Origin of the sequence: Rhodoferax sp. WC2427 (assembly GCF_040822085.1) — a bacterium.
Taxonomy (GTDB): domain Bacteria; phylum Pseudomonadota; class Gammaproteobacteria; order Burkholderiales; family Burkholderiaceae_C; genus Rhodoferax_B.
On the sequence record NZ_CP162006.1, the window covers coordinates 1494703 to 1516774 of the forward strand.

General features: G+C 65.4%; 20 protein-coding genes and 1 tRNA gene. 12 read left to right on the forward strand and 9 right to left on the reverse strand.

All coding sequences use genetic code 11. The features are described from left to right. Nucleotides 1-30: 30 nt before the first annotated feature. The gene (locus AB3G31_RS07175) at nucleotides 31-696 is read left to right on the forward strand and encodes an amino acid ABC transporter permease (protein WP_367849504.1); all 666 of its coding nucleotides are present in this window, start codon (nucleotides 31-33) and stop codon (nucleotides 694-696) included. Nucleotides 697-745: 49 nt separating this feature from the next. Here AB3G31_RS07175 and AB3G31_RS07180 read toward each other — a convergent pair whose 3' ends face one another. Beyond that, on the reverse strand, nucleotides 746-1471 hold the full coding sequence (locus AB3G31_RS07180; protein WP_367849505.1) for a GNAT family N-acetyltransferase: 726 nt from the start codon (nucleotides 1469-1471) through the stop codon (nucleotides 746-748). Nucleotides 1472-1557: 86 nt separating this feature from the next. Between AB3G31_RS07180 and AB3G31_RS07185 the strand changes: the two genes are divergently transcribed. Beyond that, nucleotides 1558-3036: a PLP-dependent aminotransferase family protein gene (locus tag AB3G31_RS07185; RefSeq protein ID WP_367849506.1), complete on the forward strand. Its 1479-nt coding sequence runs from the start codon at nucleotides 1558-1560 to the stop codon at nucleotides 3034-3036. A 76-nt stretch (nucleotides 3037-3112) separates the two neighbouring features. Here AB3G31_RS07185 and AB3G31_RS07190 read toward each other — a convergent pair whose 3' ends face one another. From AB3G31_RS07190 to hemH, 5 genes are all read right to left on the reverse strand, one after another. Then, the gene (locus AB3G31_RS07190; protein WP_367849507.1) at nucleotides 3113-3913 is read right to left on the reverse strand and encodes a phosphate/phosphite/phosphonate ABC transporter substrate-binding protein; all 801 of its coding nucleotides are present in this window, start codon (nucleotides 3911-3913) and stop codon (nucleotides 3113-3115) included. Between the two features lie 292 nt (nucleotides 3914-4205). Next, nucleotides 4206-4691: a GNAT family N-acetyltransferase gene (locus AB3G31_RS07195; protein WP_367849508.1), complete on the reverse strand. Its 486-nt coding sequence runs from the start codon at nucleotides 4689-4691 to the stop codon at nucleotides 4206-4208. After that, entirely contained in the window at nucleotides 4688-4960 is a 273-nt protein-coding gene (locus AB3G31_RS07200) for a DUF1778 domain-containing protein (RefSeq protein WP_367849509.1), read from the reverse strand. The genes AB3G31_RS07195 and AB3G31_RS07200 overlap by 4 nt, the downstream gene beginning before the upstream one ends. Before the next feature lie 70 nt (nucleotides 4961-5030). Continuing rightward, the gene (locus AB3G31_RS07205; protein ID WP_367849510.1) at nucleotides 5031-6257 is read right to left on the reverse strand and encodes an NAD(P)/FAD-dependent oxidoreductase; all 1227 of its coding nucleotides are present in this window, start codon (nucleotides 6255-6257) and stop codon (nucleotides 5031-5033) included. A gap of 48 nt (nucleotides 6258-6305) precedes the next feature. After that, the gene (hemH, locus tag AB3G31_RS07210; protein ID WP_367849511.1) at nucleotides 6306-7412 is read right to left on the reverse strand and encodes a ferrochelatase; all 1107 of its coding nucleotides are present in this window, start codon (nucleotides 7410-7412) and stop codon (nucleotides 6306-6308) included. Between the two features lie 20 nt (nucleotides 7413-7432). On the opposite strand from hemH, the gene AB3G31_RS07215 reads away from it, so the two are divergent. From AB3G31_RS07215 to AB3G31_RS07235, 5 genes are all read left to right on the forward strand, one after another. Further along, a complete protein-coding gene (locus tag AB3G31_RS07215) occupies nucleotides 7433-8128 on the forward strand; it encodes an HAD family hydrolase (RefSeq protein ID WP_367849512.1) in 696 nt (231 codons plus the stop codon). Between the two features lie 86 nt (nucleotides 8129-8214). After that, nucleotides 8215-9474, forward strand: a complete 1260-nt coding sequence (locus AB3G31_RS07220; protein ID WP_367849513.1) for an amidohydrolase family protein — start codon at nucleotides 8215-8217, stop codon at nucleotides 9472-9474. 56 nt (nucleotides 9475-9530) lie between these two features. Next, nucleotides 9531-10130 (forward strand): TetR/AcrR family transcriptional regulator, encoded by a 600-nt coding sequence (locus AB3G31_RS07225; RefSeq protein ID WP_367849514.1) that lies wholly within the window; start codon nucleotides 9531-9533, stop codon nucleotides 10128-10130. A gap of 150 nt (nucleotides 10131-10280) precedes the next feature. Then, complete coding sequence (locus AB3G31_RS07230; RefSeq protein ID WP_367849515.1) at nucleotides 10281-11282, forward strand: NADP-dependent oxidoreductase; 1002 nt, start codon at nucleotides 10281-10283, stop codon at nucleotides 11280-11282. Nucleotides 11283-11570: 288 nt separating this feature from the next. Further along, complete coding sequence (locus AB3G31_RS07235) at nucleotides 11571-12113, forward strand: PA2169 family four-helix-bundle protein (protein ID WP_367849516.1); 543 nt, start codon at nucleotides 11571-11573, stop codon at nucleotides 12111-12113. On the opposite strand, the gene hpnE is transcribed toward AB3G31_RS07235, so the two are convergent. From hpnE to hpnC, 3 genes are read right to left on the reverse strand one after another with little or no spacing between them, the layout of a single operon-like run. Beyond that, nucleotides 12076-13320, reverse strand: a complete 1245-nt coding sequence (gene hpnE, locus AB3G31_RS07240) for a hydroxysqualene dehydroxylase HpnE (RefSeq protein ID WP_367849517.1) — start codon at nucleotides 13318-13320, stop codon at nucleotides 12076-12078. The two genes, AB3G31_RS07235 and hpnE, sit on opposite strands and share 38 nt — an antisense overlap. Then, entirely contained in the window at nucleotides 13317-14156 is an 840-nt protein-coding gene (gene hpnD, locus AB3G31_RS07245; RefSeq protein WP_367849518.1) for a presqualene diphosphate synthase HpnD, read from the reverse strand. The genes hpnE and hpnD overlap by 4 nt, the downstream gene beginning before the upstream one ends. Nucleotides 14157-14170: 14 nt before the next feature. Continuing rightward, entirely contained in the window at nucleotides 14171-14995 is an 825-nt protein-coding gene (hpnC, locus tag AB3G31_RS07250) for a squalene synthase HpnC (RefSeq protein ID WP_367849519.1), read from the reverse strand. A gap of 228 nt (nucleotides 14996-15223) precedes the next feature. Between hpnC and AB3G31_RS07255 the strand changes: the two genes are divergently transcribed. The 5 genes from AB3G31_RS07255 to clpP all read left to right on the forward strand — a co-directional run bounded on the left by AB3G31_RS07255 (nucleotide 15224) and on the right by clpP (nucleotide 21973). Next, the gene (locus AB3G31_RS07255) at nucleotides 15224-16420 is read left to right on the forward strand and encodes an efflux RND transporter periplasmic adaptor subunit (protein WP_367849520.1); all 1197 of its coding nucleotides are present in this window, start codon (nucleotides 15224-15226) and stop codon (nucleotides 16418-16420) included. Nucleotides 16421-16427: 7 nt separating this feature from the next. Next, entirely contained in the window at nucleotides 16428-19619 is a 3192-nt protein-coding gene (locus AB3G31_RS07260) for an efflux RND transporter permease subunit (protein WP_367849521.1), read from the forward strand. Between the two features lie 171 nt (nucleotides 19620-19790). Next, nucleotides 19791-19877 (forward strand) — tRNA-Leu (locus tag AB3G31_RS07265). A 28-nt stretch (nucleotides 19878-19905) separates the two neighbouring features. Further along, nucleotides 19906-21216, forward strand: a complete 1311-nt coding sequence (tig, locus tag AB3G31_RS07270; RefSeq protein WP_367849522.1) for a trigger factor — start codon at nucleotides 19906-19908, stop codon at nucleotides 21214-21216. 187 nt (nucleotides 21217-21403) lie between these two features. Beyond that, nucleotides 21404-21973 (forward strand): ATP-dependent Clp endopeptidase proteolytic subunit ClpP, encoded by a 570-nt coding sequence (gene clpP, locus AB3G31_RS07275; RefSeq protein WP_367850307.1) that lies wholly within the window; start codon nucleotides 21404-21406, stop codon nucleotides 21971-21973. The last annotated feature ends 99 nt before the right edge of the window (nucleotides 21974-22072 follow it).

Consider the following 22072-nt stretch of genomic DNA (forward strand, 5'->3'; position numbering starts at 1 on the left):
GCGGGCGTTTTTCTTGCTAGGCCAACTTCTGTGATCGACTACCTCCAACCCATCTGGGATTCCGCTCCGCTCATTGCCTGGGGCACGGCCTACACCATTGGCTACGCGCTGCTGGGCATGGTGTTTGGCCTGCCGGTGGCGCTGCTCATCACCTGGGCGCGGTTTGAAAAGATACCGGTGCTGGCGGGCCTGTTCGGTGTGTACGTGAGCTTCATGCGCGGCACGCCGCAGCTGATCCAGGCGTTCTTGATCTACTTTGGCATCGGCTCCATGGGGCTGGACCTGCCGCTGGTGGTGATTGGCACCCTGGTGCTGATCGTCAACGCCAGCGCCTACCTGTCGGAGACGCTGCGCGGGGCGCTCAACGGCATCACCCACGGCCAGTGGAGCGCGGGCCTGAGCCTGGGGCTGACCAAGTTCCAGACCCTGCGCTTTGTGGTTACGCCCCAGGCGCTGCGGCTGGCGATTCCGGGCATCAGCAACACCTTGATCGGGCTGTTCAAAGACACCTCGGTGCTGTCGGTGATCACCGTGGCCGAGCTGCTGAAGATCATCAACGACGTGATCTCGGCCACCTTCAAGCCCTTCACCTTCTACCTGCTGGCCGCGCTGATCTACTGGTCGCTGTGCCTGGTGTACGAATACGCCGTGCACCGCCGCCTGGAGGCGCGCTACAGCAAAGCCTACGCGCGCTGATTTATACGAAATCAGGCGCCAGCGCTTATGGCATCGGCGTAGGCAGCTATCAAACCGATAGTGAACGCAAGTGCGTGAGCGATTGCCGCTGCTGGCCCTGCGCGTCAAAGTTGCTTGCTGCCAACCACTGCGTGAAGGCCGAGCGCAGCACCGGCCATTCGGTGTCGAGGATGGAATACCAGGCGGTATCGCGGTTGCGCGCCTTGTAGACCACGGCCTGGCGGAAGATGCCTTCGAACTGGAAGCCCAGGCGCCGGGCTGCCGCCATGGACGGCGCATTCAGGCTGTCGCACTTCCACTCAAAGCGCCGGTAGCCCAGCCCGTCGAAGGCGTACTGCATCAGCAGAAACTGCGCCTCGGTGGAGATCGGCGTGCGTTTGAGCAGCGGCGAGAAGGCCACAAAACCCACCTCGATCACGCCATTCGCCGGGTCCATGCGCATCAGCGCCAGCGTGCCCACGGCACGCCCGGTGCGCAGGTCGATCACCGCGTAGTGCAAGAAGCCCGGGGCCACCGCCGCCTGGGCCGCGTGGGCGCGGTAGTCGGCCAGCGTGGCAAACGGCCCCACCGGCATGTAGGTCCAGTCGCGGCCGTCCGGCGCCTGGCTGTAGGCGGCGAACAGGTCGTCGGCGTGGCGGGCGACATCCAGCGGCTCCAGGCGGCAGAAGCGCCCCGGCAGCGGGCCGGGCGTGGGCAGGGGGCGGGCGGTCCACTGGGGCATGGCATCGCCGATGGGCTGGTCGTAGAGATTGGTGGTGGGGTGGGTCGTGGGCATGGTGCAGTCCTGGGTCAGATAGGGGCTAAAGTTACGCCATCCGTGGCTGCATGAAAAGCACCACATCGACTTCATTTCATGGTGCCATGACCCCCACCTCCACATTCCCGCTCGCCCTGTTCGACACCCCGCTGGACAAAGACAGCACCGCCGCGCCACTACAGCGCCAGTTGCACCACCGCCTCAAGCAGGCCATTCTGGACAACCGACTGGCCCCGGGCAGCCGCCTGCCCGCCTCGCGCGGGCTGGCCGAGGCGCTGGCCATCTCGCGCAACACCGTCACCGCCGCCTACGAGCACCTGGCGGCCGAAGGCTATGTGCTGCAAGACCGCCAGGGCACCCGGGTGGCGGCCTTGGCCAGCGCCAGCCGCCCGGCCCGGCCCCGCGTGGCACGCGAGCCCACCGCGCCCCCGGTGACCGCACGGCGGCTGGCGCAGATCCGCCCCACCGCGCCCCCAAGCGCCCCCAGCCACGCCTTGCGCCCCGGCATCCCGGCGCTGTCGCACTTCCCGCTGGCGGCCTGGCGCCGGGCTTGCGACCAGGCCATCCGCCGCGCCGGGCCTGCCGCCTTGGGCTACGGCGACCCGGTGGGCGAGCCCGCGCTGCGCACCGCCATCGCCCGCCATCTGGCCGTGGCCCGGGGTGTGCGCTGCGTGCCGGAGCAGATCGTGATCACCGAGGGCGCGCAAGAAGCCCTGGCCCTGTGCGTGCGCCTGCTGTCCAACCCCGGCGACACCGCCTGGGTGGAAGACCCCGGCTACCGCGGCGCCAAGGTGGCCATGCAGGGCGGCGACCTGCGCATCCTGCCCCTGCGCGTGGATGGCGACGGCCTGGTCGCCACCGAGGCCGACTGGAAGGCCCAGCCGCCCCGGCTGGTCTACACCACGCCCTCGCACCAGTACCCGGTGGGTGCCGTGTTGACGGTGGCGCGCCGCCTGGCCCTGATCGCCCAGGCCCGTGCCCAGGGGGCCTGGATCCTGGAAGACGACTACGACAGCGAATACCGCCACGCGGGCGAGCCCATCGGCGCCATGCAGGGGCTGGTGGCGCAGGCCCCGGTGCTGTACCTGGGCACCTTCAGCAAAACCATGTTTCCGTCGCTGCGCCTGGGCTTTCTGGTGCTGCCCGAGGCCCTGCTGGAGCCCACCCGCATCCCGCTGCAGGAGATGCTGCGCGGCGGCCACCGCTATGAACAACTGGCCCTGGCCGACTTCATCGCAAGCGGCCAGTTCAGCCGCCACCTGGGCCGCATGCGCCGCCTCTACCGCGACCGCCAACACGCCCTGCGCGAAGCCCTGACCCAGCACCTGGGCCTGCCCCACCGCATCGAAGGCGGCCATTGCGGTCTGCACCTCACCGTGCGCCTGCCCAGCGCCTACCCCGACGCGGCCATCGCCCAGGCCTCCCAGCGCTACGGCATTGCGCCCACTGCGCTGTCCGGCTTTGCGCTGCAACCCCAGCCGCAAGACAACGGCCTGGTGCTGGGTTACGGCAACACCTCGGCGGAGCTGTTTGCGCCGCTGGTGCAGCGCCTGGGGGCACTGGCGCGGGAGGCGCAGGTGTAGCCGTTTGCTATGTTTACAGTAGCTGCTTACGCTGATGGAATAAGCGCTGGCGGCACTTTTTTTATAAATTGCAGCTTTACAGTTGCAGCAGCCCCAGCGCCTCGGCCCGGCGGTCTTGGGTTTTCATGCCCGCGTAGGTTGCGGCATCCAGCGCTTCAAACCCGCCGATCAACAGCTCCGCCCGCGTGGCGGCCAGCGCGGGGTCGGCCATCGCCTGGTGCAGGCTTTGGCGCAGCAGGGCCAGCAACGCGGGCGGCGTGCCCAGGGCGGTGATCAGCGGCGTGCCCGGCGCGCTGGCGGTGCGGCCCAGGATGCGGATGCCCTCTACCGCCGCGGGCTGGTAGCGCTGGAACTGCGCGTAGCTGATGCAGTCGATGGCCGCGATGTCCGCCTGCCCGCTGCGCACCAGGGCCAGCGAATCGACGTGCGCGCCCGAGGCGATGGCCCGCGCAAAGAACTGCCCGCCCACCGCCAGTGGCGCCACCATGTCGCGCAGGCTGCGGTAGCCCGACTGCGAATCGGTGGAGTTGTAGGCGGCCACCCGGTTGCGGAACGCGGCCAGGGTGCGGCTGGGGTCGTCGGCGCGGCACACCAGGTGGCTGCTGTAATGGATGCCGTCGCAACCTGGCGCGGTGTAGCGCAGTGCGCCGATCACCTGCACCTTGTCCTCCAGCGCATCCACCAGCGGGTAGCCGCAGGTCTGGCTGAACAGCAGATCGGGCCGCAGCCAGTGGGCGGTGAGGTCGGCGTTGGTGGGCACGGTCAGTTCGGCGGGCACGTCGCCCACCCCCGCCAGGCGCAGGTAATGGGCGATGGTGCGCCACAGCGCGGCACTGCCTGCGGGATGGGCCAGGTACATGGGGAGGGAGGCGATCATGGGTGCTATGTAAATGAGAGCTGTTTATGCAGGCAGAATAAGCACAAGCGGCCAATATTATGGGTATCAACTGCCGCCGTTCTAGTTGGCCGTGATTCTGGGCCGTTATGAAAGACTTCTTTAACTGCACTCTTTCTTATGAAAGAACATTTGAGTTTGAGCTTGTAGTCAGTTCTTTGGGGGCCTAACGACGTTACGCACCGTCTGACTTCGACGCGCCAACGCTTTTTGTTGGCGTACGAGGGTGACGATGTCTGGAGGCATGGGGTTTGGCGACGTATTGCCGGAGTCGTCAGGCATGGAGCCGCAACATCAACGCTAATGGATGCAGGGCCGAGCCCTGGAATCCATAGTGGGCATAGAACGCCTTGGCCTGGTCATTCAGCGCATGGACCAGCAGGGCCCGCACACCTGCATTCTGCGCAACCGCCAGCGCGCGGTTGACGGCATCTTGCAGCAGCGACGCACCCAGTTTCAAACCCTGGGCACGCTGGTCCACTGCCAGCCGGGCCAGCACCATCACGGGCACGGGGTCGGGCATGTTACGCCGTACCGCGCTGGTGGCATCCTGGTGCGCCACGGCACCCGCGGCCAGGGCGTAGTAGCCGAAGACCTGGCCTTCCGGGTCGGCCACCACAAAGGTGCGGCTGGCACCGCTGAGGTGGTTGGTCAGCGCACGGCGCTTGAGCCAGTCGTCCAGCGAGGCCTCGCCGCAGGCAAACGGGCTGAGCTGGTGGTTTGCCGTCAGCGGCTGCGGGGCCGACAACTGCAAGCTCATGCGGCTTGTGGTTTCCAAGGAGGCTGCACGGCCATCAACCGCGCCAGGCCGGGGTTGGGGCTGGCGGGTGCATCCAGCAGGGCGGTGAAGGCCTGGAAGCGGTCTGTGTCCAGGCCAAAAAACACCTGGTCCAGCACCACCGCCTGGGCGCGTTCACAGGCGGCTTCCAGCATGAAATCCGAGCGGTTCTTGCCCAGCAAAACCGCCGCCTGGTCGATCAGGTCGCGCTGGGCGGGCAGGGCGCGCAGGTTGATGGGTGCGTCACGCATGGGAACCTCTGGGTGTGTGGACGATAGATATACGATTCTAGGCGGTGTGTAGCTGTTGTCAATACATGGCTCAGGTTGGGGCCACCCCCAACGCCCCCCCACACGCAAACCCACTCGCCCAAGCCCACTGAAAGTTATACCCCCCCAGCCATCCCGTCACGTCCACCACCTCGCCAATAAAAAACAAGCCCGGCTGCTTCGACTCCATGGTCTGGGAAGATAAATCCCGCGTGTCCACGCCACCGGCGGTGACTTCGGCTTTTTTGTAGCCTTCCGAGCCGTTGGGGGTGAGCTCCCAGCGGGCGAGCTTCTCGGCCAGCTGGGCCAGGGCTTTGTCGGTGGCATCGCCGATGGGTTTTTGCCAGGCCGGGTCCTGGCCCGCCCAGGCGTCGGCCAGGCGCGAGGGGACCAGCTGCGCCAACTCATTGGCAATCAGCTTGCGCGACGTGGCTTTGGCGCGGGACAGGGCAGGGGGCAGGTCGACCTCGGGGGCCAGGTTCAGGCGGATGGGGGTGCCCTCGCGCCAGTAGCTGGATATTTGCAGCACGGCCGGGCCGCTTAGGCCCCGGTGGGTGAACAGCAGGTCTTCCAGAAAGGCGGTTTTGGTCTTTTTGGCCCCCACCTCGATCTGCACTGGCAAGGCCAGGCCAGAGAGGTGGGCGTAGGGGGCCCAGGCTGCGCTGTCGAAGGTCAGGGGCACCAGGGCCGGGCGGGGGGTGACCATGCGCAGGCCGAACTGCTGGGCGATGCGGTATCCAAAGTCGGTGGCGCCGATCTTGGGGATGGACAGGCCGCCAGTGGCCACCACGATTTGCGGCGTGGTGATGGTGCCGTGGCTGCTATCGATGGTGTAGCTGCCTGCGCCCGTTCCGTCAGCGCTGGTGGCCGAAAAGGCGATATTTTTGACGGTGCACGGCTGCCAGCGCGCCACGCTGCCTGCGGCGCATTCAGCCAGCAGCATGGTGACCAGGTCTTCGGCGCTGCGGTCGCAGAAAAGCTGGCCTTTGTGCTTTTCGTGGAAGGCGATGCCGTGGCGGGCCATGAGCGCGGTAAAGTCTTTGGGCGTGTAGCGGCTCAGGGCGCTGCGGCAGAAGTGCGGGTTGTCGCTGAGGAAGTTGGCAGGGCCCACGTCCTTGTTGGTGAAGTTGGCGCGGCCACCGCCCGAGATGCGGATTTTCTCGGCCACCTTTTCGCTGTGGTCGATCACCAGCACCTTCAAGCCGCGTTGCCCGGCAATACCGGCGCAGAACAAACCGGCGGCACCGGCGCCGATGATGACGGCATCAAATTTATGCATGAAATAGGCCTTCCGTGCTGATTCCATGGGCGTGAGCAGCTACTAAATTCATTGCACGGCTCCCAGCGCCTTGGCGCGCGTTTGGGTGTCGGCCAGGGCTTGTGTATCGGGTGCGGCCTGGGTGGGCCAGCCTTGCAGATGGGTTTGCACCAGGCTGCCCAGGGCGGTGATCCAGCCGGGTTCGCCGTTCAGGCAGGGAATGTAGTGAAACTCTTTGCCGCCCGCGTTCAAAAAGGCGGCCTTGCCTTCCATGGCGATTTCTTCCAGGGTTTCCAGGCAGTCGCTGGTGAAGCCGGGGCAGACCACGTCCACGCGCTGCACGCCCGCCTTGGCCATGGCCATCAGGCTGGGCTCGGTGTACGGCTCCAGCCATTGGGCGCGGCCCAGGCGGGACTGGAAGGTGAGCTTGTACTGCTCTTTGGTCAGGTCCAACGCGTTGGCCAGCAGGCGGGCGGTCTTGTGGCATTCGCAGTGGTAGGGGTCGCCCAGCTGCAGGGTGCGCGCGGGCACGCCGTGGAAGCTCATCACCAGCTGGTCGGGCCGGCCGTGCTGCTGCCAGTGGCTGCGGATGCGGCGGGCCAGGGCGGCGATGTAGCCCGGATCATCGTGGTAGCGGTTGACGAAGCGCAGCTCGGGGATGTTGCGGGTCTGGCGCGCCCAGTCGTACACCGCGTCGAACACGCTGGCGGTGCTGGTGCCCGAATACTGTGGGTAGGCGGGCACGATCAGCACGCGGGTCACGCCATTGGCCTTGAACTTGTCCAGCTGCTCGGCGATGGACGGGCTGCCGTAGCGCATGGCGTAGTCCACCTGCACCCGGTGGCCGTGCTCGCCCAGCCAGCCCTGCAGCAGCGTGGCTTGCTGGGCCGTGCCGGTGCGTAACGGCGAGCCCTGCGGGGTCCAGATGCTGGCATATTTAGCCGCCGACTTTTTGGGGCGGGTGCGCAAAATGATGCCGTGCAGGATCACTTTCCACACGACTTTGGGGATTTCGATGACGCGGTGATCGCTGAGAAACTGCCTCAGGTAGGGTCGCACCGCCGCTGCCGTGGCCGCGTCGGGCGTGCCCAGGTTGCAGTACAGCACGCCGGTACGGGCGGCTTGGGCGTGGTTGAAAGGGGGTTCTGGCTGGAAGGGAGATGCGAGGAGGGACATGGCGGTATTCTCCCGTACCTATGCTGAACCTTGCCCCCATCCAAGCCATATCCCTCGACCTGGACGACACCCTGTGGCCCGTCTGGCCCGCCATCGAGCGCGCCGAGGCCACCCTGCTGCAGTGGCTGGGCGACCACGCCCCGGCCACGGTGGCCCGTTACCCCACCACCCTGGCACTGCGGGCGGTGCGCGAACAGCTGGAGACCGAGCGGCCCGATCTGCGGCACGACCTGAGCACCCTGCGCCGCGAATCCATCCGCCTGGCGCTGCGCCACGCGGGCGACGACCCGGCCCTGGCCGAGCCCGCGTTCGAGTCCTTTTTTGCGGCCCGCCAGCGGGTCGACTTCTACCCCGATGCCTTGCCCGCACTGGCCCGGCTGGCGGCGCGCTACCCGCTGGTGGCCTTGAGCAACGGTAACGCCGACGTGCACCGCGTGGGCGTGGGCCACCTGTTCCACGCCGCAGTGAGCGCCCGCGAATTCGGCGTGGCCAAGCCCGACCCGCGCATCTTCCACGCCGCCGCCAGCGCCGCCCGGGTGGCCCCGCAGGCGGTGCTGCACGTGGGCGACGACCCGCTGATGGACGTGGTGGGCGCGGTCGGCGCGGGCATGCAGACGGTGTGGGTGAACCGCGGCGGCCACACCTGGGACCACCCCGTCCAGCCGCACCTGCACGTGGTGGAGCTGGGCGCGTTGTGCCAGGCGCTGGGGATTTAGACAAAAAGTGCTGCCCGCGCTGATACCGTCGGCGTGAGCAGCTATCAAATCGATAGTTTTAGTTTCCCGGCGACACCTTGTAGCCCATGCACCTTTCTGCCGTTGTCATCCCCCCGTGCCTGCGCGGTTTTGCGTCCGACGCGCCGCCCGACCAGGCCTTTGATGTGGCCCTGCACGGCCCGCAGGTTGCCCGCGTCCAGCCCGTGCCCGGCCCGGTGCAGGGCACGCTGCTCAGCGCTTTTGTTGATGCCCACGTGCACCTGGACAAAAACTACGCCGCCGACAGCGTGGGCGGGGCCGAGGGCGATCTGCTCACCGCCATCCGCCGCATGGACGTTTACCTGGCCGGGGAGGGCGCGTCCACCCTGCGCGCCCGCATGGAGCGTGCCCTGGAAGACGCCTACGCCTGCGGCAGCCGCGCCTTGCGCACCCACCTGAACTGGGACGGCGCCACGCCGCCGCCCTCCCTGGCCGTGTTCACCGCGCTGCAAGACGCCTGGCGCGGGCGGCTGGAGCTGCAGTGGGTGTCGCTGATCCGACTGGATTTTTTTGCCGATGCCGCCGCGGCCGATGCCCTGGCCCGGGCGGTGCGGGCAGGCGGCGGTGTGCTGGGGGCTTTCGTGTACCGCAATGCCGACATCGACGCCCTGCTGCACCGCGTCTTCAGCCTGGCCCAGCGCTACGGCCTGGCGCTGGATTTCCACGTGGACGAAGGGCTGGACGCCGATGCCACCGGGGTCCACAGCATTGCCCGGCTGACCCAGGCGTTTGGCTTGCAGGGCCGGGTGGTCTGCGGCCACGGTTGTTCGCTGTCGGCCCAGCCCGCAGTCCAGGCGCTGGAAACCCTGGCCCTGTGCGCCCAGGCCGGGGTGCACCTGGTGGCCCTGCCCACCACCAATCTGTACCTGCAAGGTGCCTGGGATGCCACCCCGCAGGAGCGCGGCATTACCCGGCTCAAAGAGGCGCTGGCGCTGGGTGTGTCTGCGTCTATAGCTACCGATAACGTAGCAGACGCGTTCTACCCCTATGGCAGCTACGACCTGTTCGACAGCTTCGGCCTGGGCGTGCAAATGGCCCATCTGGCCCCGGCCCAGGACGCGCTGGCCACCATCACCATCCACCCCGCGGCGGCGCTGGGCCTGGCCTGGGACGGGCGCATCGCCCCTGGCTGCCCGGCCGACCTGGTGCTTCTGGCCGCACGCAACGGCAACGCACTGCTCACGCCGCAGGGCCGCCAACGCGTGGTGGTCCGGGCGGGTGTGGCCCTGCCATTGGACAGCGGCGCAGCAAGAACGCCCCTTAACGCAGGGCCTGCTCCCGTCCAACCGCCCCCGCATCGGCCATAGCGCCTGAACCCGACCGGGACGGCGACACACCACGGTATGGATTTTGGCTATTGTGTATGATGCACATCATGCGAAATTCAAAAACCAATGTCAGGACCTCGGCCAAAGAGGCTTCGCACGAGCGCATCGTGTCTGCGGCTGCGCGGGCGATCCGCCGCAGTGGCTACGCAGGCACCGGCGTGGCCGACATCATGAAGGAGGCGGGCCTGACGCATGGGGCCTTCTATGCCCATTTCGCGTCGCGCGAGGCCATGCTGGCGGAAGCGGCGGGGCGGGCGTGCGCAGAGTCGGCCAGCCTCGCGGCGGAAGTGGCTGCCAGCGTGCCCCCGGGGCAGGCTTTGGCATCCCTGCTGCACACCTACCTCTCGCGGGAGCATCTGGAGCAGATGGAGCAGGGGTGCCCACTGGTCGCGCTGGGCTCGGAGACGGTGCGCCAGGCCCCCGAAGTCCGCCAGGTGATGACCCGGCACATCAAGGCCATGGTCGATCTGGTTGCCCGCCAATCGCCCGACTGGGGCCAGCCCGGGGCCCACGAGCGCGCCCTCGTGACCGTCGCCACCATGGTGGGCAGCTTGCTGCTGGCCCGTGCCGTGGACGAGCCCGCGCTGGCGGACAGCCTGTGCGCGGCCGCCTTGAAGCACCTGGACCCCGCCTGAAGCTGCGCCTACCCCCTGTTTTTGCACGGCAAAAAATATGATGATCGTCATGCCAAAAGAACTGCAAGACAACACACCCTGTGCTGCGCAAAGCTTTGGCGTGGCGCGGCACCAAAACGTGTTCATCCATACCACCCACAAGGAAAACCCATGAAAGCATTTGTTCTCGATCGGTACGGCCAGAAAGGCGGCTTGCGCCTGGCCGACGTGCCGCAGCCAGAGCTGCGTGGCGACGAGGTTCTGGTCCAGGTGCATGCCGCTGGCGTGAACCTGCTGGACGCCAAGATCCGGGACGGCGAGTTCAAGCTGATCCTGCCTTACCGCCTGCCCCTCATCCTGGGCCATGACGTGGCCGGGGTGGTGGTGCAGGTGGGCCCGGACGTGCGGCGGTTCACGCCGGGCGACGAGGTCTATGCGCGGGCGGATGATTTTCGGATCGGCAGCTTCGCCGAGTACGTGCCGGTCAAGGAGGCATCCCTGGCGCGCAAGCCCTCCAACCTCACGTGGGAAGAAGCCGCGTCCATTCCCCTGGTGGCATTGACGGCCTGGCAGGCGCTGGTTGAACGGGCCCGGTTGCAGAAGGGGCAGAAAGTCTTCATCCAGGCGGGCTCCGGCGGTGTCGGCACCATGGCGATCCAGTTAGCCAGGCACCTGGGTGCTGTGGTTGCCACGACGACGGGCAGCAGCAATCTCGCGCTGGTCAAAAGCCTGGGTGCCGATGTCGCCATCGACTACACGGCGCAGGATTTTGAGGATGTGTTGCACGGCTACGACGTGGTGCTGAACAGCCAGGACGGCAAAACGCTTGCCAAATCCTTGCGCGTGCTCCGGCCGGGTGGGCAGCTCATCTCCATCTCCGGGCCGCCGGACCCTGCTTTCGGCCAGCAGATTGGGGCGCCCGGGTTTGTGAAGCTGCTGATGCGGCTCTTGAGCGCCGGTATCCGGCGCAAGGCCCGGCGCCAGGGGGTCGACTTCTCGTTTCTGTTCATGCGGGCGGACGGAACCCAGTTGGGCGAGATCACCCGGTGCATCGAAGCGGGCGCCATCCGCCCGGTGGTGGACCGGGTGTTTGCGTTCGAACAAACCAACGAGGCCATGGCCTATGTCGAGACCGGCCGGGCAAAAGGCAAGGTCGTCATCAAGCTGAAGTGAGCCAACACCATGCCCGTGCAGTGGCTTGCAGGCCGGATGGATTTGAAACCCCCGCGGTAGGCGGACACCGCACGATGACCCGTAAAAAGTGCCTTCTGCGCTTTGTGCATAAGCGTAAGCAGCTATTGAATAGCTAGTGCTTTGAACGCCACCATGCGGCGTTTTTTCCTACACACAGGGTATGGCTTGGCTGACGTACAAGCCGCGCCGCCCGCAGGAAGATGGAGCCACTTGCCGCGCTGCCGCTGGCGGCACGGATTCCATCCCCATTCCTGAAGGAGCATGTATATGTCGAACGAAATCAACCTCAATCCCGGCCTGTTGGGTGGCCTGGCCGTGCCCGTGGGCGGCCCCAACGATGCCGAGGTGCCGATGCACAACGACGACGTGATCGCCACGCTGAACGACCTGATCGAAACCTGTTACGACGGTGAATACGGTTTCAAGGCCTGCATGGAACGCACCAAGACGCCCAGCCTGCAAGCCGTGTTTGCCGAGCGCATGCGGGACTGCGGCCGCTCGGCCGCCGAGCTGGCCAGCGAGGTGGTGCGCCTGGGCGGCACGCCCGAGGACAGCGGTACCGTGGGCGGCACCATGCACCGCGGCTGGGTTGCCGTGCGGGACATGCTGACCAGCGACGATGGCAACGACCTGGCCATGCTGGAAGAGTGCGAGCGCGGTGAGGACATTGCCCTGGGCAGCTACCGCAAGGCGCTCAAGAAAGCGCTGCCGCTAGACATCCGTTCCCTCGTGGAGCGCCAGATGCTGGGCGTGCAGCAGAACCACGACACGATCAAGGCGATGCGCGACGACCACAAGATCCAGCGTTGATGCCACTGCGCACCGCGCCTTCCAGCGTCGCGGGATAGGGCCCGTCCACATAGTCGCCGCAGGCCTGTAGGCCGGGCGCGATGTGCTGGGCGGGCCGCTGCAGGCCGGGCGTGCAGGCAAAGGTGGCGCGTTTTTCCACCACAGTGCGCAAAGGCTGCAGGTCGGGCAGGTGCAACTGGGCACGGCCCTGGGCGATGACGGCCTGCTCCAGCGTCTGTTTGTCGCCCTGGCTGGCGCTGGCCACAAACGCCAGTTGGCCCGCCGGGCCGCCGAGCTGGCCCCGGTCGAACACAAATTGCGCGGGCCCGCCCCGCAGCGACAGCATGGGCTGGTCCAGCCGGGCAGGGCTGGTGGCGTACACGGTGGCGATGGATTCGAACTGCAGGGCGCGGGCCTGCGCCAACCAGGCGTCTGCTGCCACGCCGCTGTGCTCTACCAGGCGGATGGCGTCCCACGGCGGACAGGCCAGCAACACGCTATCAAACATTTCTCCATCCACTTGCCATTGCGTACCACAGGGCTGCAGCGCTTGCACCCGGTGCCCCAGCGTGACGATGGCCCCGTGGGCTTCCAGCCAGCGCGCGGCAGGCACAGGAAACAGCGCCCCCAGATCGACTCGGGGCAGCAGCAGGTTCGAGCCGCCGGGCGCGCCGAACAGCGAATCCTGGATCACCCGCAGGAACACCTGGCCGCTGGAACGGTCGGCGGGGGTGTTGAGCGCGGCTACGCACAGCGGCTCAATCAGTTGCTGGTGGACCCGGGGCGTGAGTGCGGCACACATGGCTGCTACCGACTGGTCGGCACGGCAGCGGAAGCGGGCCCGCTGCCAGCCCACCGCGGTGTGCAGCAGGCTGGCCTTGTCGCGCCAGCTCCAGCCGCGTGCCCGCAGGATCCCGGCAAAGGCATCGAAGGGCGCGGGCAGCTTGGGCAGGCGCAGGCCGTGGCCATCGGGGAACAGCAGGGTCAGCGGCAGGCGCAGCAGGGCCTGGTCGGCATCCACGCCCACTGTGCGCATTAGCCGCAAGGTGTCGGTGTAGGCCCCAATCAGGATGTGCTGGCCGTTGTCGAGTTCGGTGCCAAAAATGGCCCTGGCCCTTCCCCCAACGGCACGAGATGCTTCAAAAATAGTAGCATGGTGCCCCGCCTGGGTGGCGGTGACGGCAGCCGCCAGTCCGGCCCAGCCTGCGCCGACCACCGCAATTTTCATAGCTTGTTGAGCGCCTGGACTTTCCATGCCAGCCAGAGCTTGCGCAAGGGCGTAAGGCTGACGCGCTGGTGCAGCACCTGGAAGTTGTCGGCCTCGATCTCGCGCAGCAGGGTGCGGTAGATGCTGGCCATCATCAGGCCCGGCTTTTGGGCGCGGCGGTCGGCAGCGGGCAGCATGGCAAAGGCTTCGTCGTACAGGGCGTGGGCGCGCTGGGCCTGGAAGCGCATCAGGGCGGTGAAGCGGTCGGAATAGGTGCGCTTCAGGATCTCGTGGGCCTTCACATCGAACTGCTGCAGCTCGTTGACCGGCAGGTAGATGCGTCCCATCAGCGCGTCTTCGCCCACGTCGCGGATGATGTTGGTGAGCTGGAAGGCCAGGCCCAGGGTGTGGGCGTACTGGGTGGTGGCGGGGTCGGTCTGGCCAAAGATCTGGGCCGACACCTCGCCCACCACGCCCGCCACCAGGTGGCAGTAGCGCTGCAGTGCGGGGAAGTCGAGGTAGCGGGTTTGCTCCAGGTCCATGTTGCAGCCCTCGATGATGGCCTGCAGGTGGCGTTGCTCGATCTGGTAGTCGGCGGCCAGCGGCAGCAGGGCTTTCATCACCGGATGGGTGGGGTGGCCCGCGTAGGCGTTGGCCACTTCGCTGTGCCACCAGGCCAGCTTGGTGCGGGCCACGCTGGCGTCATGGATCTCGTCCACCACATCGTCTACCTCGCGGCAGAAGGCATAGAAGGCAGTGATGGCCGCCCGGCGCGGCTTGGGCAGAAACAGAAAGGCGTAGTAGAAGCTGCTGCCAGAAGACGCGGCCTTGTTTTGGACGTATTGCTCAGGGGTCATATGGATGAGGATTGTTACATCCACAGCGCGCGCCACAGCATCACGGCGACGTCGGCTTTGCGCACGGTGGGGCGGCTGTGGCGGGTGGCACAGCCCAGGGCTTCGATCTTGTCCAGGATGCGCAGGCCGCCTTGCACCACCAGGCGCAGTTCCCATCCGGCGCGGCCGGGTACGCGGTGCACCAGGGGCGCGCCGCTGTGCATCAGGGCGCGGGCCCAGGCCACGTTTTCTTGCATCAGCCGGGTGAGGGCCGGGCTTTGGGGGTTGTGGGCCAGGGCGGCGGCATCCACGCCATGGTGCTGGCTGCGGTCTTGCGGCAGGTAGAACCGGCCCCGTGGCAGGTCCAGGCTGAGGTCTTGCCAAAAGTTGATAAGTTGCAAGGCGTTGCAAATGGCATCGCTGTGTTGCAACGAGGGTGCGTCATCCACGCCATACAGGTGCAGCAGCAGGCGGCCTACCGGTGCCGCGGAGCGCTGGCAGTAGTCCAGCAACTCGGCGCGGTTGGCGTACCCGGCTTTTTCATCTGTTTTGATGACGTCTTGGGTAAACGCACTCAGCAGGTCGGCCAGCAGTGGCTCGGGCAGTTTCCAGGTGGCGATGGCGGCCTGCAGGGGACCGAACACCTGGGGCCAGCGTTGCGAGGTGCTGCGGCCTGCGGCTGCGGCGGCCAGATCGGCGCGGTAGGCGGCCAGGTCGGCCAGCCGCTGGGCTGCCGGGGCATCGCCCTCGTCGGCAATATCGTCCGCAGTGCGGGCAAACCAGTAAATGGCGGCGATCGGCGGGCGCAGCCGGGCCGGGCACAGCACCGAGGCCACCGGAAAATTTTCATAGTGGTCCACGGTTTGTGGGATAGCATTTTGTTTCAAAGTAGGTGGTGCGTTCACGCCGAGATTGTCGCTTGGCCGGTGGGAGGGGGTTAGCTCACTAACCGGCGAGTCAGTAATAATGGAATGGTTCTGGAAGCGCTCTTACTGTCTTCGTAGTTTTTCCGACTTTTGCAGTGTCCCGGTGCGGAGCCCTTGGTCCGCTGGCCGACGCTGCGCCAGTCCTATTTTCTTAGGCTCGCCATGTCTTACCAATTTTCGTTGCCGCCCGGCCTGCGTCCCCTGTTCCGTGCCAGCGTGTGCTGCCTCGGGGTGGCGGTGTTGTTAGCCGCATGTTCCAAATCTGAGCCTGCGCCTGAGCCAATCCGTGCCGTCAAGATACTCACTGTGGCCCCCAGCGGCATGCAGGCGACCCAGGAATTTGCCGGTGAAGTGCGCCCGCAGACCGAGTCGGCCCTGGGTTTTCGGGTGGCCGGCAAGATCATCCGCCGCCAGGCCGAGCTGGGCCAGCGCGTCAAGGTGGGCCAGGTGCTGGCGCAGCTCGACCCCAAGGACTACCAGTTGGCCGCCGACGCGGCCCGTGCGCAACTGGCGTCGGCCACCACCAACCGGGATCTGGCCAGCGCCGACTACAAGCGCTACAAAGAGCTGAAAGAGCAGAATTTCATCAGCGGCGCCCAGCTGGAGCAGCGTGACAGCGCCCTCAAGTCGGCCCAGGCCCAGGTGCAGCAGGCCCAGGCGCAGCTGTCGTCCCAGGGGAACCAGACGGCGTACACCCAGTTGGTGTCGGATGTGGCCGGGGTGGTCACCGCCGTGGCCGCCGAGCCGGGCCAGGTGGTGGCCGCTGGCACACCCGTGGTGCGCGTGGCCCGCGACGGCGCGCGCGACGTGGTGTTTGTGGTGCCGGAAGACCGGGTGGCGGCGGTCACGCTGGGTTCGCCCGTGGAAGTGCGGGTGTGGGCCAGCAAGACTACGCTGGAGGGCAAGGTGCGCGAGGTGGCGGCAAGCGCCGACCCGGTGACCCGCACCTTCCAGGTGAAGGTGGCCATCGATGCCAAGACGGCCCCCGGCCTGGGCACCACGGTGAGCGTGCTGCCCAAGGCGCTGAGCCATGTGGGCACGCCGGTCATCAAGCTGCCGACCAGCGCACTCAAGCAAGAGGCCAGCGGCAAGACTGCGGTGTGGGTGGTGGACCCGGCGACGATGACGGTCCGGTCCCAGCCGGTGGTGTTGGCCACGGCAGACGGCAACGAGACCGTGGTTGCCAGCGGATTGCAGCCCGGCATGCAGGTGGTGGCCGCCGGGGTGCATGTGCTGTCCGAAGGCCAAAAAGTCTCTTATTACCAGTCAAAACCGACTCCATCGCAGCCTGCACCAGCGCAAGCAGCTACTGAAAATGTAGCGGCGCCCGTGGCCGTATCCGCCTCCGCTGCACAGTGAGTTTCTGATGACGCAACCCCATACCCCTGACCAGCCCAAGCCAGGCTTCAATTTGTCCAAATGGGCGCTGGACCACCCCGCGCTGACCCGCTACCTGCTGGTGGTGCTGATGGTGATGGGCTTTGCCTCTTACTTCCAGCTCGGGCAGGACGAAGACCCGCCATTTACCTTCCGTGTGATGGTGGTCAAGACCTTCTGGCCGGGAGCCACCGCCCAGCAGGTGGCCGAGCAGGTTACCGACAAGCTGGAGCGCAGCCTGCAAGAGGTGCCGTATGCCGACAAGATCCGCAGCTATTCCAAGCCGGGCGAGTCGCAGATCATCTTCCAGGTGAAGGATTCGAGCAAAGGCAGCGATGTGGCCAATCTTTGGTACATCGTGCGCAAGAAGATCGGCGACATGGCCTACACCCTGCCGCCGGGGGTGCAGGGGCCGTTCTTCAACGACGACTTTGGCGATGTGTACGGCGTGATCTACGCGCTGGAGTCGGATGGCTTCAGCAATGCCGAGCTCAAGGTGTTTGCCGACGATGTGCGCCAGCAGCTGCTGCGCGTGCCCGATGTAGGCAAGGTCGAGCTGTTTGGCGTGCAGGACGAAAAAGTCTATGTCGAGGTGTCGCAAAAGCGCCTGGCCCAACTCGGGCTGGACATGAACCAGGTGCTGACCCAGCTGGGCCAGCAAAACGCGGTGGAAAGTGCCGGTGCGGTGCAAACCCCGCTGGACGTGGTGCAGGTGCGGGTGGGCGGGCAGTTCCAGACCGTGGAGCAGCTGCGGGCCATGCCGATCCGGGGGGCGACCAGCACCACCGCGGGCGCGGGCCAGTTGCGCCTGGGCGATATTGCCGAGATCACCCGCGGCTACACCGATCCACCCAACGTGAAGGTGCGTTTCCAGGGCAAGGAAGTGATTGCCCTGGGCGTGTCGATGGCCAAGGGCGGAGACATCATCGTGCTGGGCAAGGCTATGGATGCGATGGCGCTGCAGATTGGCAAAAGTCTGCCTGCCGGGGTCAAGCTGGTGCAGGTGCAGGACCAGCCCAAGACGGTGAGCACGTCGGTGAGCGAGTTCATCCACGTGCTGATCGAGGCGGTGGTCATCGTGCTGGCGGTCAGTTTCATCAGCCTGGGCCTGCACAAGCGGCCCGGTAAGAACCCGCTGTGGCGCCGCTACACGCTGGACATGCGGCCTGGCCTGGTGGTGGGCATCACCATCCCGCTGGTGCTGGGCGTGACCTTTCTGGGCATGTGGTACTGGGGCATCGGCCTGCACAAGATCTCGCTGGGCTCGCTGATCATCGCGCTGGGCCTGCTGGTGGACGATGCCATCATCGCCGTAGAGATGATGGTGCGCAAAATGGAGGAGGGCTACGACAAGGTGCGCGCCGCCACCTTCGCCTACGAGATCACCGCCATGCCCATGCTCACCGGCACGCTGATCACGGCGGCGGGCTTTTTGCCCATCGGCCTGGCCAAGTCCACCACTGGCGAGTACACCTTTGCGATTTTTGCCGTGACCGTGCTGGCGCTGCTGCTGAGCTGGATCGTGTCGGTGTATTTCGTGCCCTACCTGGGCGTGGTGCTGCTCAAGGCCCCGCCGCACGCCAAGGTGCTGCCCGGCGTGGGGGAGGCCGTAGCCCATGGGCACGACAGCTTCGACACCCCGTTCTACCAGCGTTTTCGCCGGTTGGTCAGCTGGTGCGTACTGCACCGCTGGATCACCATTGGCCTGACCCTGCTGATCTTTGCCCTGGGTATCGTGGGCATGGGCAAGGTGCAGCAGCAGTTCTTCCCCGATTCCAGCCGACCAGAAATCCTGGTGGACCTGTGGTTCCCCGAGGGCACCTCGTTCGAGGCCAACGAGGCCTCGGCCAAGCGGGTGGAGGCCAGTCTTTTGAAGGAGCCGGGTGTGAGCTCAGTGGTGGCCTGGGTGGGTTCGGGCGTGCCGCGCTTCTTCCTGCCGCTGGACCAGGTGTTCCCGCAGACCAATGTGTCGCAACTGATCGTCATGACCAAGGACCTGAAGGCGCGCGACGTTTTGCGCAACAAGCTGCCTACCTTGCTGGCCACCGAGTTCCCCGAGGTGCGCGGGCGGGCCAAACTCTTGTCGACCGGCCCGCCGGTGCCGTACCCGGTGCAGTTCCGGGTGATTGGTGCCGACCCCGCCGTCTTGCGGTTGCGTGCCGACGAGGTCAAGGCCCAGATGCGCAAGAGCGCCAATACGCGCGGCGTGAATGACAACTGGAACGAGTCGGTCAAGGTGATGCGCCTGGAAGTGGACCAATCCAAGGCGCGGGCGCTGGGTGTCAACAGCCAGGAGATCGCCCGGGCGGCCAAGGTGATCTTGACAGGCTCCACCGTGGGCCAGTTCCGTGAGAACGACAAGCTCATCGATATCGTGCTGCGCCAACCGCTGGACGAGCGCAGCGCCATCACCGACATCGGCAATGCCTATTTGCCCACCGCATCCGGGCAGTCGATTCCGTTGCTGCAGATCGCCAAACCGGTGTTTGAGTGGGAGCCCGGCGTGATGTGGCGCGAGAACCGCGACTACGCCATCACCGTGCAGGCCGACATCACCGAAGGCCTGCAGGGCGCGACCGTCACCAACGAACTGCTGCCCACCCTGCGGGCTTTGGAGGCCGAGTGGGCGGGCAAAGGCCTGGGGGCGTACCGCATCGAAGTGGCCGGTGCGGTGGAGGAGAGCAGCAAAGGTTCTGCCTCCATCGCCGCGGGCATTCCCATCATGCTGTTCCTCACCTTCACCTTGCTGATGCTGCAATTGCAGAGCTTCAGCCGGGCCATGCTGGTGTTTTTGACCGGCCCGCTGGGCATTGCCGGGGTGGCCGGGGCGTTGATATTGCTGGGCCGCCCGTTTGGTTTTGTGGCGCTGCTGGGGGTGATTGCGCTGATGGGCATGATCCAGCGCAATTCGGTGATCCTGATCGACCAGATCGAGCACGAACGCGCCCGCGGCGTGCCGACCTGGGATGCCATCGTGGAGTCGGCCGTGGGGCGCTTGCGCCCGATCGTACTGACGGCGGCGGCGGCGGTGCTGGCCATGATTCCGCTGTCGCGCTCGGTGTTCTGGGGGCCGATGGCGGTGGCCATCATGGGCGGCCTGATCGTGGCCACGGTACTGACCCTGCTGGCCTTGCCCGCCATGTACGCGGCGTGGTTTCGGGTCAAGCGCGACCCGCACTGACTTTCATGGACTGGGGCGCAGAGCACCCCGGGCCATGAAAGTTGTTTCACGTTAAGGCCCAGGTTAGCCCGTACGGAAACCGGTTTGCGAGCACGCTAAAATAGCGGGCTGACCGATTTCACACAAACGGTCTTGGCGTAACAACCAAGACCGTTTGTTAGTTCTGAACATGCGCGGGTGGCGAAATTGGTAGACGCACCAGGTTTAGGTCCTGACGTCCGCAAGGATGTGGGGGTTCGAGTCCCCCCCCGCGCACCACACTTTTTTATACGAGACCGAGACCAAGATGGCTGTTACTGTTGAAACCCTTGAAAAGCTGGAACGCAAAATCACGCTGTCCCTGCCGGTGGATGTGATCCAGAACGAAGTGGCTACCCGTCTCAAGAAGATGGCGCGCACCGTCAAGATGGACGGCTTCCGTCCAGGCAAGGTGCCCATGAACGTGGTCGCCCAGCGCTACGGCTATTCGGTCCACTACGAAGTCATGAACGACAAGGTGGGCGAGGCTTTTGCCGTGGCCGCCAACGAAGCCAAGCTGCGTGTCGCAGGCCAGCCCCGCATCAGCGAAAACGAAACCTCGGCCGAAGGCCAAATGGCTTTCGACGCGATTTTCGAAGTCTTCCCCGATGTCAAGATCGGCGATCTGGGCACTGCCGAAGTCGAGAAAATCACCACCGCTGTGGACGATGGCGCGATCGACAAGACCGTCGAAATCCTGCGCAAGCAGCGCCGTACCTTTGCCCAGCGCGCGCTCGAAGCCGCTGCCGAAGACGGTGACCGCGTGACGGTCGACTTCGAAGGCAAGATCGACGGCGAAACCTTCGAAGGCGGCAAAGCCGAAGCCTTCCAGTTCCTGGTCGGCGAAGGCCAGATGCTGAAAGAGTTCGAAGATGCCGTGCGCGGCATGAAGTCCGGCGAAAGCCGCACCTTCCCGTTGGCATTCCCCGCCGACTACCACGGCAAGGACGTGGCTGGCAAGCAAGCCGACTTCATGGTCACCGTGAAGAAGATCGAAGCCGCCCACCTGCCCGCAGTCGACGAAGCCCTGGCCAAGTCCCTCGGCATCGCCGACGCAACGGTTGAAGGCCTGCGCGCCGACATCCGCAAGAACCTGGAGCGCGAAGTCAAGTTCCGCGTGCTGGCCCGCAACAAGCAAGCCGCCATGGACGCTTTGGTGTCCAAGTCGGAACTCGACTTGCCCAACTCCAGCGTGCAGTCCGAACTGAACCGCCTGGTGGAAAACGCCCGTGCCGACTTGAAAAAGCGCGGCATCAAGGATGCCGACAAGGCCCCGATCCCCGACGACATCTTCCGCCCACAGGCCGAGCGCCGCGTGCGCCTGGGTCTGGTTGTGGCCGAGCTGGTGCGCAGCAATGCGCTGCAAGCCACCACCGAGCAGATCAAGGCCCACATCGAAGAGCTGGCCGCCAGCTACGAGAAACCCACTGACGTGGTCCGTTGGTATTACAGCGACAACCAGCGCCTAGCCGAAGTGGAAGCCATCGTGATCGAAAGCAATGTCACCGAATTCGTCCTGGGCAAAGCCCAAGTGGTGGAGAAGGCAGTTGCGTTTGACGAGCTGATGGGTCAGAACTGAAGGTTTTGTATTTTTAATTCAATGGGGTTGGTGTGTGGATTGAACTCCTGCGCACCAGCCCCATTTGTTTTGTCTAAAGTAACATCTATCCAACCTTCGGAGTCATCTCATGTACAGAAACCAAGCTGACAGCGTCCCATTCGGCGCTTACGATTCATTGCAAACCGAGGCCTTGGGGCTGGTGCCCATGGTGATTGAGCAGTCGGGTCGTGGCGAACGCTCTTATGACATCTACTCGCGTTTGCTCAAGGAACGCGTGATTTTTCTGGTGGGCCCGGTAGAAGACTACATGGCCAATCTGGTGGTGGCCCAGTTGCTGTTCCTGGAAAGCGAAAACCCGGACAAGGACATTTCTCTCTACATCAATTCGCCAGGTGGATCGGTCAGCGCAGGCTTGGCGATTTTCGACACCATGAACTTCATCAAGCCGGATGTATCCACGCTGTGCACCGGGATGTCGGCCAGCATGGGCTCTTTCTTGTTGGCCGCTGGTGCCAAAGGCAAGCGCTTTGCACTGCCCAACTCCAGCGTCATGATCCACCAGCCCTCGGGTGGCGCGCGCGGCATGGCCAGTGATATTGAGATTTCGGCCCGAGAAATTCTCAAAACACGTGAGCAACTGAACAAGATCTATGCAGAGCGCACTGGCCAACCCGTGGAAAAGATTGCACGTGACATGGAGCGCGACTACTGGCTGTCGGCCAATGAAGCGAAAGAATATGGCTTGGTAGACCAGGTCATCGCCAAACGCACTTAAGCCTGGAAATAGGCGGGTTAACACCCCACGACGGCGTTTTCTGCAACAGAAAGCGCCGTTTTTATTTGGTTATCATTCAGTAACGACTGAAAAGGCATT